The organism is Vibrio sp. dhg, from assembly GCF_003443775.1.
GTDB lineage: Bacteria > Pseudomonadota > Gammaproteobacteria > Enterobacterales > Vibrionaceae > Vibrio > Vibrio natriegens.
Genome location: NZ_CP028944.1, coordinates 780,152 through 793,059, shown reverse-complemented (window position 1 = coordinate 793,059; position 12,908 = coordinate 780,152). Strand labels below are relative to the sequence as shown.

Sequence of the window (12,908 nt, the reverse complement as noted above, 5' to 3'; positions counted from 1 at the left end):
AGTAATGCTGGTGGATGACCATCCACTAATGCGACGTGGTATTCAACAACTTTTAAGTTTCGAGCCAGAGTTTGAAGTTGTTGCAGAAGCGAGTAACGGTGCGGACGCTGTTGCTAAAGCGCATGAACTGGAACTGGATTTAGTGCTTCTTGACCTCAATATGAAGGGAATGTCTGGTTTGGATACGCTGAAAGCCTTGCGAGCTGACGGGTGTGAAGCGCGCATTGTTATTTTAACGGTCTCGGATAGCCCGGCGGATATTGATGCGATTGTTCGCACCGGTGCCGATGGGTACTTGCTTAAAGATACTGAGCCAGATGAGCTGGTAGAGTTATTAAAGCAGGCTCATAGTGGTGACAAAACATACAGTCAGGAAGTAGCAAAGTATCTTAGTGAGCGCGGCGAGCAAGAAGACGTATTTGATGCGTTAACCGAACGTGAAAGCCAAATACTCAAAGAAGTGGCGAAAGGGTTTCGAAACAAACAAATTGCAGACCGTCTATTCATCTCAGAGTCGACAGTCAAAGTGCATATGAAGAGTTTGCTCAAAAAACTAAAAGTCCCTTCTCGCACAGCGGCTACTGTTCTCTATTTAGAACGTTTTGGCGATAGCAAGTAGCAATGATCAAACCCGCCTCTATTATGCATAGAGGTGGATTTTCAATAATCTGGGCGAATAGAGTACAAGTCGCTAATATGCTTCCCACATCCTAAATAAAATTCATAAGCCGAGTCTTTGTTCTCGGCGTCAACCATCATGCGGAACATTCTTCCCTGTTCAAAATATAGAATTTCATATTCTACACAGTTATCAAGTTGCTCAACGGCAGCCATACTTAGCCTCCATAAACTATCCTAGAATTATTCAAGCAAATTATATGCCGTTTAGGGAGCGCTATTCGATTTGTTTTTTAGCCAACCAATACGCTCTAATTCACTTTTTTGCGGATAGTAGTGATCAAAAAGTTCTTTTCAAACTCTATATTCTATTAGGGTGACAACAAATATTTGTCACATCAAGGTAAGTTTGCCGCAATATTAAGTGATACCACTGATTATAGAGGGTAAACAAAAGAAAAGGGAATTCGGTAAGTGATTAAATTACATGACGTATCTAATAAAGTACTTCGGTACAGCCTTATATTGATTTCCATTTTTGTCCTGGCTGGTTGTACTAAAAAGTTTTTCTATAACAATTTAGATTGGTTTGTCCTCGAATATCTGGACGATTATGTCACGCTCAACCAAGAGCAAGAAAGTTTGCTAGAAGAGCGGTTGTTATTCTTAGCAGAGTGGCACAAGCAAGAAGAGCTGCCTCGTTATGTCGACCATTTAAAGGAAATGGAAACCATGACAGAGGAAGACATTACGTTAAATTACTTACAGCAAAGCCGAGAAAGATTCCGAGAGCATTATAACCGCATTATTAGTAAGGTCGCGCCCGAATTGTTCTCATTAAGCTTGTTATTAACGCCGCAGCAGCAACGTGAGTTTTTACTTAACGTACAAAAGGACTATAAGAAGAGAAACGCTAAATATGCGGATAAGACAGAAAAGGAAGTGAGAAAGATTGTTTTTGAAAATACGGAAGAGTGGGTGACAGAATGGATAGGAGAGCTAAATGATGATCAACAACGCTATGTGACGCAATTTTCTAATCAAGTTATTCTCAATAGCCCTTTATGGCGTAATTATCGAGCATCAATATATCAAGAGCTCGAATATATGTTCGACAATAAATCCAACAGTGTTATTTATCAGAAAGTGTTCATGCAATTAATGTTTGAGCCAGAAAGTTTTTATAGTGACCAACTATCTCAAAATATGGATCACAATCTCGCGCTGGTGGACCAACTCACCCTTTCGCTCTCTAAGTCCATGACGGAAAAGCAGTGGAACCATTTTCGCGGCGAGGTTGCCCAGTGGCGTGAGTTAGCACAGGAGCTTCTCGATTGAACGGTAGGATTAGCTCTGTTTTTAAATAGAAAATGATTCAAAGCAAGTTCTTATTCTACGTTGGGCGTAACATGCTCAGAAGCCTAGAGTAATGAGAATAATTATGAAGCATTTAGTTGAAAGATTTCTTCACTACGTCACGTTCAATACCAAATCAAACCCCAAAGTGACGACCTGTCCAAGTAGTCCGGGGCAGCTCGTTTTTGCACAACATTTAAAACAGGAAATGATTAACCTCGGCTTAAATGATGTTGTTTTAACGGACCATGGTTACCTTATGGCGAGGTTACCTTCTAATGTGAATTACGATGTGCCCGCTATCGGTTTTATCGCGCATATGGATACTGCGCCAGATGCGTCCGGTAAAAATGTTTCGCCTCAGTTTGTGGAAGACTATCAGGGGGGCGATATTGCGCTGGGGCTCGGTGACGAAGTGTTATCACCTGTTCAATACCCTGATTTGCATCAGCTTCATGGTCACAACCTAATCACGACCAATGGCAAGACCCTTTTGGGCGCAGATAATAAAGCAGGCATCGCGGAGATATTATCGGCCATTGCGATGCTGATTGAAAACCCTGATATTCCTCATGGCGATATTTGTATTGGATTCACGCCCGATGAAGAGATCGGTCGGGGCGCTGATAAATTCGATGTTGAAAAGTTTGGTGCGCAATGGGCTTACACCGTTGATGGTGGTCCTCAAGGTGAACTTGAATATGAGAATTTCAATGCAGCGACCGCTGACGTTGTTTTTCACGGAGTCAGCGTTCACCCCGGAACCGCAAAAGGAAAGATGGTCAACGCGATGAACCTGGCGGCCAAATTTCAGGTTCAGATGCCGGAAAATCAAACGCCCGAAACCACAGAAGGTTATGAAGGCTTCTACCACCTTAAATCAGGCAGCCTTGGCATTGCTCATAGTGAGCTGAGCTATATTATTCGTGATTTTGAGCGAGAAGGTTTAGAAAGTCGTAAAGCTTTTATGCGTCAGCTCGTCGATGAGATGAACGCCGGTCTGAAACATGGCTGTGTAGAAATCAAAATCACAGACAGTTACTACAACATGCGTGAGATGGTTGAGCCTTATCCGCATATTATCGACCTTGCAAAGCAAGCGATGGAAGCATGTGATGTTGAGCCTCTGATTAAACCAATACGAGGCGGAACCGATGGGGCTCGTTTGTCATTTATGGGGCTACCCTGCCCAAATATCTTTACTGGCGGATTTAACTTTCATGGTATCCATGAATTCGTGTCAGTAGAAATGATGGAAAAATCGGTATTGGTGATCGCCAAAATTGCAGAGCTGACGGCGAAGAAATACCAAAAGTGATAGTAACTACCGCGAACAAATAGAAACAGCCCAGACGATATCTGGGCTGTTGTGTTTTTAGTGTTACTTTAAATGAAGGTTAACGAACGTCTGTTCCTTCAATTTCGATTTCTTCTAACGGCAGCCAGTCCACTTCTACGCCAGCTTGATCGAACATATCCTGACTCACCTGAATCTTATCTCCCCAGCGAGACAGAAAATCTTCTGATTGCTCTGGGCAATGTACGCGTGAGATGCCAGTCTGAATAATTTTTGCCGCGCAGTTAGGGCACGGAAAATGCGTGACCCAAATGTCACAGCCGTCTAAATCACGCTTAGAAAACAGAATAGCGTTTTCTTCTGCATGCAGTGTTTTTAAGTATTTAAGTTCTCGCTCATCGGTATCCACGCTGTCGGAAACCCCGTGTGGATAGCCGTTAAAGCCAACAGAAACGATACGGTTTTGCTTAGTAATTACTGCACCTACTTGTGTGGAGGGATCTTTACTCCAAGACGCCACCAATTCGGCCATTTGGTAAAAACGTTTCGCCCATTTAGAAATCATGTACATCCTCTCGTTCGAAGGCTTTGAAATATCGAAATGATAACTCATTTTGTTGTAAAAAATAGTCAAAAAACGAGTGCTGACGCTTAATTGCTCACTTTTCATCGTTCTGTCAGGTAAGGGAGTCTGGTCGACAGGCTCTAGATGTTGGTGAAGGGGGAGAGAAAAGTAGTCATACACTGCGTTGATGTTTGATGGATTTTCATACTCCAGAATTAATAAAGATCATAAAAAAATTTCCATCGCATCACGTTAATTTTACTTGGTTTCATTTAATTACAATTAGAAACGATTTGCATAATTTATGTAGGAGAATTCGCACTCTACAGACGGTAAGGTTGAAGGGTTTTTTAATAATATCCTGTTCCATAAAAATGGTAAATACATGCAAAAGAAAACACTCGTCGCACTAATAGCGGCCACTACTATCCTTGCAGGATGCGGAGAAGTGAAAAATACCCAGGGAGGGAGTCAGGCTCCTCTCGTCGTGACACAGGATGTCATTGTTATCGACTATCAACCAAGCAAGTCGTATATCGGCCGAATTGAAGCGGTAGAAGATACCAATATTACCGCTCAAGTCTCAGGCTACCTGAAAGCGCGTCATTTTGATGAAGGGCAAATGGTAGCAAAAGGCCAATTGCTTTATACCATCGAGCCTTCTTCTTTTGAAGCTCAGGTAGCAAGTGCGAAAGCAGCATTGGCGCAAGCTAAAGCATCACTTAAGAAAGCAGAGCTTGACCACCAACGCGGGAAAAATTTGCTTCCTCGCGGCAGTATTTCTCAGTCAGAGTTTGACGCTCTGACTGCGGCGCTATTAGGTGCCAGAGCGGAACTTGAAGCAGCTAACGCCCAGTTGAAATTAGCGGAGGTTAACCTCTCTTATACCCAGATTCGTGCACCATTTAGCGGCCGTATCAGTGATACCAAAGTAAGTACTGGTGATTTGGTTTCTCCATCATCAGGGGTGTTGACCACATTAGTTAGCCTTGATCCCGTTCACACCTCATTCAGTGTTAGTGAGCGCGAACGTCTGGCGATGGGTATGGACAAAGTAAAAGGGGATGGCTCCGCGGAATCCAGTAATGTAGAAGTACAGCTAGAGCTGGAAAATGGAGAATTCTTTGAGCACTTAGGGCAACTCGATTTCTTGGGTAACCGCATTAATACCCAAACTGGCACGATTGCGATGCGAGCGATTGTCACCAACCCTGATCATAAGCTATTACCGGGTCAGCACATCAAAGTGAACTTGCGCGATAAGAACACAAAAGATGTGATTGTCGTGCCACGTCGCGCGGTACAAACGGATCTGGAGGGAGATTTTGTAATGATCACCACTGAAGGTAATGTGGCTGAGCGACGTAACGTTGTGCTGGGGCCGCAAGTAGAGCAAGGGATCATTATCCGTGCTGGTCTGGATCAAAACGATTCGGTGATCACACAGGGCTTACAGCGTGTTCGCAATGGCGTAGAAGTGAGTATTCAAACTCCGACTGAAGATAAGCAGTAGGGGGCAGAATGCTAAGTCGTTTCTTTATACAAAGACCTAAGTTTGCTCTGGTCATTTCCATTATTTTGACCTTGGCAGGGGCTATCTCATTAGCCATCCTGCCAGTTGCAGAATACCCACAAATCAGCCCACCTTCGGTTAGCGTGTCGGCGTACTACACTGGAGCCAGTGCTGAAGTTGTCGAACAAGCGATTGCAGATCCGATAGAAACCTCTGTGAACGGTGTAGAAGACATGATTTATATGTCTTCGAAAAGTGCCAACGATGGCTCTTACAGTTTGAACGTCACTTTCGATGTCGGAACCGATCCCGACATGGCGCAAGTTAACGTTCAGAACCGAGTATCGCAGATTGAGTCCAAATTACCACAAGAAGTACGCATGGTAGGCGTGACGGTTAAAAAGCGTTCGCCTGATCTTCTGATGGTACTGAACTTCTATTCTCCAGACGGCAAGTATGACGACCAGTTCTTGATCAACTACATTAACTTGAATGTAAAAGATCAGCTTGCCCGCGCTAAAGGGATCAGTGAAGTTAACGTGATTGGCGGCGGTGAATACGCGATGCGAGTCTGGTTGGACCCTGAAAAAATGGCCAATCTCAAGCTGACAACATCAGATGTGTATTCTGCGTTGGCCGAGCAAAACGTTCAGGTCGCGGCTGGTCGAGTAGGCGCCGCGCCATACAATAACCCGCAAGAAGTACAGTTCAACCTAGTGACAAAAGGTCGTTTAGAGAGTGTTAGCGAGTTTGAAAATGTCATACTTCGTGCCAATTCCGATGGTTCAACCGTTTACTTAAAAGATGTCGCTCGTGTGGAACTGGGTAAAAAGTTCTACGACGGTAATGGTCAGTTCCGTGGTCAAGACGCGTCTATCGTTGCGTTGTCCCTTCAGTCAGATGCCAATGCGCTGGAAAGTGGCCAAGCGGTAATGGAACTGCTTGAGCGTTTGAGTAAAGACTTCCCAGAGGGCATGACGTACGAAACCAGTTATGACACAACGGTGTTTGTTTCTGAGTCAATTAAGGGGGTCGTCAAAACACTGATAGAAGCGATTTTATTGGTTATCGCTGTTACGTATCTGTTCTTAGGCAGTGCGCGTGCCACGTTGATTCCAGTGGTCGCGATTCCTGTGTCGTTGATCGGTACGTTTGCGATCATGCAAGTAACAGGCTTTACCATTAATACTGTTACTCTGTTTGGTTTGATTCTTGCGATTGGTATCGTGGTGGATGACGCTATCTTGGTTATCGAAAACGTGGATACGACCATGGCGAAGGATCCAACCATTTCACCGCGTAAAGCCACTCTGCTTGCGATGAAAGAGGTAACTGGGCCAATCATTACCTCAACCTTAGTGCTTCTTGCCGTGTTCCTTCCGGTGGCAATGCTACCTGGTATTACCGGTATCATGTATCGTCAGTTCGCGCTGACTATCTGTATCTCGGTAGTGATTTCATCAATTAATGCGTTAACTCTTTCACCTGCGTTATGTTCATTGGTGCTAAAGCAAGGTGGTGGCAATACGGCAAACTGGTTCCAGGCCTTTAACCGTGGTCTAGAGCGTGTGACCAAAGGCTATGGTCAGATTGCAGGCTTCCTGGTGAAGAAATCACTGTTGCTCGTGACTTTCTTTATTGTTGCAGTTGCGGCGGTATCTTTCTTTGCCAAGACAACCTCCACTGCATTTGTTCCTCAGGAAGATAAAGGGATCTTGCTGGTGAATGTTCAACTACCAGATTCTGCGTCATTGTCTCGTACTGAAGAGGTAACGCGTGAGCTAATGCAAATGGTAGAGCAGGAACCTGGTGTTGACGGTGTGACTGTCGCAAACGGTTATTCATTCATGACGGGAGCTGCCGCTTCAAATGGCGCTTCGATGTTCATTAAATTGCACGACTGGGAGATGCGAAACGCCTTAGATGGTGACCACTCTGCAAATAGCATTGCTGACCGTATCAACGGTCTTGCTGCGATGAAATTACCACAGGCAGTAGTGTTTGCGATGGGGCCTCCTGCGGTTCCGGGTATGGGAGCTGCGTCGGGCTTTGAATTTGTGTTGGAAGATACCTTGGGACGCAGCCGTACCGACTTGTCCATGGTGATGGGTGAGATGATTCAGGCGGCAAACCAAGCGCCGGAAATTGCTTATACCTTCAGTACATTCCGTGCCAATGTGCCGCATTACTACGTTGATATTGATCGTGAAAAGGCGCAGCAACTCGGTATTTCATTGTCCTCAATCTTCCAGACACTGCAAGGCAACTTAGGCAGTTTGTATGTGAATGACTTCACCATGTTTGGTAAGAACTTCCGAGTGACCATGCAAGCGGACAGCCAGCATCGTAGCAGTATGCAGGACTTAGAACGTTTCCACGTGCGTACGGCTGGTGGAGATATGGTTCCGCTAAGCACACTGGTTAGTTATGAGCAGGTGTTTGAGCCAGATGTTGCATGGCGATACAACATGTACCGCAGCGCGATTATTCAAGGCCAACCAGCACCGGGTTATTCAAGTGGTGACGCGATCGCAGCCATGGAGCGTGTCGCGGCAGAGGTTCTGCCTCAAGGTTACACCTATGAGTGGACGGGTATGGCTTATCAGGAAGTGCTTGCTGGCAATCAGGCGATTTACGCATTTGCATTGGCACTGATCTTCATTTACCTGTTCATGGTGGCACAGTATGAGAGCTGGAGTATCCCGCTGGCTATTATTCTCGTCGTGCCAGTTGCGACACTCGGTTCGTTCCTCGCACTGAACTTAACTGGAACGCCGTTGAACTTGTATGCACAGATTGGTCTGGTTCTGCTGATAGCCTTAGCCGCGAAGAACGCGATCTTGATTGTGGAGTTCGCAAAGCAAGAGCGCGAAGAAAAAGATGTGGACATCGATAGTGCGGCGGTGAAGGGTGGTACATTGCGCTTCAGAGCGGTAAACATGACGTCGTGGTCATTTATCTTAGGTATTTTCCCATTGATTTTTGCTGCTGGTGCCGGGCATGTGAGTCAGAACTCTTTGGGCATTTCCCTGATTGGTGGCCTGCTATGTGTGCTTCTTGCAGGTACATTCCTGATCCCGGGTTTCTATGCTCTGGTTCAGAAACAGCGTGAGAAGGTGCATGGCGGCAATACTAAAATGGTCCCTCTTGATGATGAGTAGTGATGATCAAATGTTGGTCATCGCCCTTTAAATGAAAAAGCCTGAAGTGTCATGCACTTCGGGCTTTTTATTTGGAACTATCTTAGCGGATTAGGCGACGCGAGTTTTAAACTCTGCAACGGCATCATCCATATCATGAGCTTGAGCCGAGACGGAATCTACTTCCAGTAAGCACTCTTTTGCTGATTGCATATTATTTTCTGAGATCACATTGAGCTCATTGATTGAGTCGCTAACCTGATTCATCACAATACCTTGCTCCTCAATCGCAGAAGCAATTCGCTCTGAGTTCCCCTGAATCGTATGCATGTCAGTGATAATTTGTTGCAGGCTAGCGTCCAGCTGCTCAGAAGCACTCAGCGTTTGTTGCCCTTGATCGTTACATTGGTCGATATCGGACACGACGGCCGACATTTGCACCTGAATATCGGTGACCACTCGCGTTATTTCTTCAGTAGATTGATGCGTACGACTGGCCAGTGCTCGAACTTCATCAGCAACCACGGCGAAACCGCGACCTTGTTCACCAGCACGCGCAGCTTCGATAGCTGCATTAAGCGCGAGCAGGTTAGTTTGTTCTGCGATTTCCTGAATGATATTTACCGCGCCTCCAATCTTAGCGACATGCTGATTTAAAGAGCTGATAGATTGTTGGCTGTTAGATAAAATGCCACTCAGCTGGCCAATATTCGTCACAGTGGCTTCGACGACTGTACGTCCTTGCTCTGCATTGTTGGCGGCTTGATGAACGCCTTCTACCGCAACAGACGTACTTTCCGATATTTCACCGATGGTCGCGACCATCTGTTGAACTGCTGTCGCCATAGAGGCGGTGTGATCGGTTTGAGTGTGAAATTGCTCCATGACGCCTTCAAGTTCACGGTGCATATTGTCGGTGCTTGCGGTCAGTTGCATCGACTTCTCTTGCGTGTTCTGAATTAAACGCTCAAGTTTTTCCAGCAGATCATTAAGGTGATGGCTGATATCAAACAATTCATCTCTACCCGCCAGACCGGAGCGTATTGATATATCGTTGCTCTCGCTGATGGTCTTTATTGTTGTTAATAGGCTACTTACGCGAACGTTAATTGATCGAGATATTTGCCAGATAAGCACAAATAGAACGATCAGTACCAGAGCCGTAATGACTTGCTTAATGGTGCTCATACTCTCTTCGCGCTTAGTGGCTGCAGAATCAATCATCGACGAGAAAGTATCGAACTGCGTTTCTACTGCATGAGAGAGTGCTCGAGTCTCACCAAGTAATCCTTTGTTGTAAGCGACCCCGTTGATTTGTTTCTGATTCGCAAGTTGCTTTGCAACCTTCATCAGTTCCGGTGCATCAATACCACCTAGCGAGTTAGGTTCGAATTGACCTGCCTTTACCGCGTTATCAAAATGAATAAGTGCCAGAATCTGCTGGTGGTCGGCAAGTTTTTTCGCATCGAGCAATAGCGGTTCATATCGTCCTAAAAGTCCACTTTCACTGTTAAGACCATATTGTTGAGAAGCGGATGCCAGAGTCTGAAACCCTCTTTGGTAAGCCAGCAGGTCTGTTCTTAGCTGATGACTTGATGGGAGGTCATAATGCGTCAGTATTTCAGCAAGTTCCTCTTCAAGTTGGATAAATAGGTCAACATTGTCGTTAAATTTTTCTAAGTACTTTAAATCGCTACGAAGAAGAAAGTCTTTCTCATTACGTCGCAAATTTAATAAGCGAATTTCCAAATCACCCACATGCTTAATGGCGTGGTTAAGTTCATTACTCTGGTTGGCGAAATGAGATGAGGTACCCAAAAGGGTCACAATGCCTAAAATGGCGATAGCTCCTAGGAAGTAGAGTTTTTGCCGAATAGTCATATTGTTTTTTCCTGAAAAATTGCTCGGGCGTATTGAGCTGCCGGTGAGATGAAGATGAAATTTTTACTTTGTTATCTGCTTTTGCTTAATACTGTACTTTCTTACGTTGCTGCTTTTTAGTGCCCTGCTTGTTTTTACTGTCAAGGCGACGACGTTGTGAAGCGCGAGTCGGTTTAGTGTTAATGCGCTTCTTCTTTTGTATAGCAGCAGATTCAATCAGTTCTTGCAGCCGATTCAGAGCGTCTTCTTTATTTTGTTCCTGCGTGCGAAACTGTTGTGCCTTAATAATAATCACGCCATCTTTTGTGATACGGTTGTCTGAAAGCGCGAGTAATCGCTCTTTGTAAAACTCCGGTAAAGTTGAGTGACGTATGTCAAAGCGCAAATGAATTGCAGTCGCTACTTTATTAACGTTCTGCCCACCATTTCCTTGAGCTCTTATTGGGGATAACTGGATTTCCCATTCCTGAAGTGTGACGGAGTTCGAAATTTTGAGCATGATAAGAGAATGCCGATAGGGACGATTGAAAGAGCTGATAAATTAACATTACAGATGTAAGAATAGAAGAAAAGACATGAGCACGATTGATTTCAGGTCATATCAGGGGTTCATCTTCGATATGGATGGTACCTTGCTTGATACGATGCCGGCCCATCTTGCTGCTTGGCAAGCAACCGCCGACCGGTTCGATTTTCCATTTTGTCAGGATTGGTTCCATAGTTTAGGTGGTATGCCGAGCTTTAAGATTGTCATCGAATTAAATAACAAACATGGGTTATCACTTGACCCTAAGCAAGTTTCTAAGTTTAAGATGGAAACCTTCTCGGCGATGGAATTGCACGGTGAGATTATCCCTTGTACTAACGTCGTGTTAGAAGAGTATCGCGGTTTTAAAAAAATCGCAGTAGGGACGGGGAGCCAACGCGACAGTGCGATGCGTTTACTCAGTCATGCGGGTCTGTTAGACAAGCTGGATACAGTCGTTACTGCTACAGATGTTGAAAATCATAAGCCGTTTCCAGACACATTTCTTATGGCGGCAGAACAACTCGGTTTAGATGCGTCAGGTTGCCTAGTTTTTGAAGATACGGAGTTGGGTAAGCGAGCTGCACATGCGGCAGGGATGGATTGTGTCATGGTCGACGGTGATGAGCTGGTATTCTTCGCTAAACCGTAAATAAATGAGAAGCTTAACCGTTAGCCATTTGTATATTGTGTGATTGCCATTAAAAAGGGGTGCGTTTGCACCCCTTTTGTCAATCAATATACTGATATCACTGAGCTTATGGTTGAACCATTTCGATTACTTCGTACTCGAATTCTGGAACCACAACTTCAACACGACGGTTTAGAGCGCGACCTTCTTTAGTGCTGTTGTCAGCTACTGGGTTTTCTTCACCCATGCCAGACACAGTCAGACGGCCTGCATCAATACCTGCTGCTGTTAGGTAATCAGCAACCGCTTGAGCACGACGCTCAGACAGTTTTTGGTTGTATGCTGCTGGACCTGAGCTATCAGTGTAACCTGTAATCTCTACGTTAGCTTGAGGGTATTCGTTCAAGTGTTCAACGAAGTTGTCAAGACGTCCAGTAGCTTCAGGTGTAAGTTTTGCACTATCAAACTCAAACGTACCTGAACCGTACTCTTCTTTGTGAGTTTTCATAACTGCTACTGGTTCTGGCTCTGGCTCTGGCTCAACTACGGCCGCGACTACAGGAGCAGCTGCGAATGTGTAGTTAACACCAACAGAGAAGAAGTTTGCGTCCATATCGTCCCATACGTCATCAGACATATCTTGGTAACGTTGGTACTCAGCGCGTAGGCTTAGGTTGCGGTTTAGAGCGTATTCAGCACCTAGCGAGCCTGTTGGAACGAAATCTTTTTCGTCACCAGACATCATGTAAGCACCACCGATCTTAGCAAACAAGTTAAAATCGTCTGAAAGAGGTAGGTTTAACTTAGGTGCAAGAGTCATTGCCCACAGGTCGCCATCGATAGTATCAGCGCCTGCAGCTGTCTTGAAGTTAGCTTCGTAGTTACCTAGGAAGTCTACACCGTATTCAAGATCAAAATATTCATTAAAGCCATAGCCAACGTGCATTCCGGCCGCGAATGCTTCATCATCACAAGGGCTGTTTAGATAGCAAGCATCATCGAGTGTACTCATGCCCACTTTGCCCCCGATATACATTTCAGCTTGCGCAGTGTTCAAAAGAGCGCTACCACCAGCTACCACCGCTGCTACTGCAATTGCTACTTTGTTCATAATGTTTCCTTGTATTGATTGCATATTAATTTATACGTCGTGTTATCAAAATTAAAGAAAAAACCAGTTATTATAGGAAATTAGTTTATTAGTTAATTCATTTCATATCAAGCAACAAAATATAAGAACTAGCTATACTTTTCTGTATTCAATACCTCACAAACTTCTGATATTTCTTACATTGTAGTAAAGATTTTTAAAGGTATAAGAAAATATATGATAATTTTGAACTTTTTTCCGTAAATAAAAATTTACACTGTGTTTGTTATT

General features: G+C 44.6%; 11 protein-coding genes. 6 read left to right on the top strand and 5 right to left on the bottom strand.

Going from position 1 to position 12,908, the window contains the following annotated elements; genetic code table 11:
• The first annotated feature begins 4 nt into the window (after positions 1-4).
• On the top strand, positions 5-619 hold the full coding sequence (locus DBX26_RS19235; protein ID WP_020334165.1) for a response regulator: 615 nt from the start codon (positions 5-7) through the stop codon (positions 617-619).
• Positions 620-660: 41 nt separating this feature from the next.
• Here the strand turns inward: DBX26_RS19235 and DBX26_RS19230 are convergent, their stop codons facing one another.
• Positions 661-834, bottom strand: a complete 174-nt coding sequence (locus DBX26_RS19230; RefSeq protein WP_014233797.1) for a hypothetical protein — start codon at positions 832-834, stop codon at positions 661-663.
• Positions 835-1,092: 258 nt separating this feature from the next.
• Between DBX26_RS19230 and DBX26_RS19225 the strand changes: the two genes are divergently transcribed.
• Together DBX26_RS19225 and pepT are read left to right on the top strand one after the other, a co-directional pair.
• Positions 1,093-1,956: a DUF6279 family lipoprotein gene (locus tag DBX26_RS19225; RefSeq protein ID WP_118120628.1), complete on the top strand. Its 864-nt coding sequence runs from the start codon at positions 1,093-1,095 to the stop codon at positions 1,954-1,956.
• A gap of 103 nt (positions 1,957-2,059) precedes the next feature.
• Positions 2,060-3,292, top strand: a complete 1,233-nt coding sequence (gene pepT, locus DBX26_RS19220; protein WP_118120627.1) for a peptidase T — start codon at positions 2,060-2,062, stop codon at positions 3,290-3,292.
• Between the two features lie 79 nt (positions 3,293-3,371).
• On the opposite strand, the gene DBX26_RS19215 is transcribed toward pepT, so the two are convergent.
• On the bottom strand, positions 3,372-3,836 hold the full coding sequence (locus DBX26_RS19215; protein ID WP_014233800.1) for a dCMP deaminase family protein: 465 nt from the start codon (positions 3,834-3,836) through the stop codon (positions 3,372-3,374).
• Positions 3,837-4,221: 385 nt separating this feature from the next.
• Here DBX26_RS19215 and vmeY point away from each other — a divergent pair, with 385 nt between their 5' ends.
• Positions 4,222-5,349: a multidrug efflux RND transporter periplasmic adaptor subunit VmeY gene (vmeY, locus tag DBX26_RS19210; protein ID WP_118120626.1), complete on the top strand. Its 1,128-nt coding sequence runs from the start codon at positions 4,222-4,224 to the stop codon at positions 5,347-5,349.
• An 8-nt stretch (positions 5,350-5,357) separates the two neighbouring features.
• Entirely contained in the window at positions 5,358-8,510 is a 3,153-nt protein-coding gene (vmeZ, locus tag DBX26_RS19205) for a multidrug efflux RND transporter permease subunit VmeZ (RefSeq protein WP_118120625.1), read from the top strand.
• A gap of 90 nt (positions 8,511-8,600) precedes the next feature.
• Here vmeZ and DBX26_RS19200 read toward each other — a convergent pair whose 3' ends face one another.
• Both DBX26_RS19200 and arfB read right to left on the bottom strand, forming a co-directional pair.
• Entirely contained in the window at positions 8,601-10,370 is a 1,770-nt protein-coding gene (locus DBX26_RS19200) for a methyl-accepting chemotaxis protein (RefSeq protein ID WP_118120624.1), read from the bottom strand.
• A gap of 85 nt (positions 10,371-10,455) precedes the next feature.
• On the bottom strand, positions 10,456-10,869 hold the full coding sequence (gene arfB / locus DBX26_RS19195; RefSeq protein WP_065300825.1) for an alternative ribosome rescue aminoacyl-tRNA hydrolase ArfB: 414 nt from the start codon (positions 10,867-10,869) through the stop codon (positions 10,456-10,458).
• Between the two features lie 76 nt (positions 10,870-10,945).
• Between arfB and DBX26_RS19190 the strand changes: the two genes are divergently transcribed.
• Entirely contained in the window at positions 10,946-11,548 is a 603-nt protein-coding gene (locus DBX26_RS19190; RefSeq protein WP_118120623.1) for a beta-phosphoglucomutase family hydrolase, read from the top strand.
• A gap of 106 nt (positions 11,549-11,654) precedes the next feature.
• On the opposite strand, the gene DBX26_RS19185 is transcribed toward DBX26_RS19190, so the two are convergent.
• Positions 11,655-12,638 carry an OmpA family protein gene (locus DBX26_RS19185; protein ID WP_014233806.1) on the bottom strand — a complete coding sequence of 328 codons (984 nt, stop codon included), beginning with the start codon at positions 12,636-12,638 and terminating at the stop codon, positions 11,655-11,657.
• Positions 12,639-12,908: the final 270 nt, after the last annotated feature.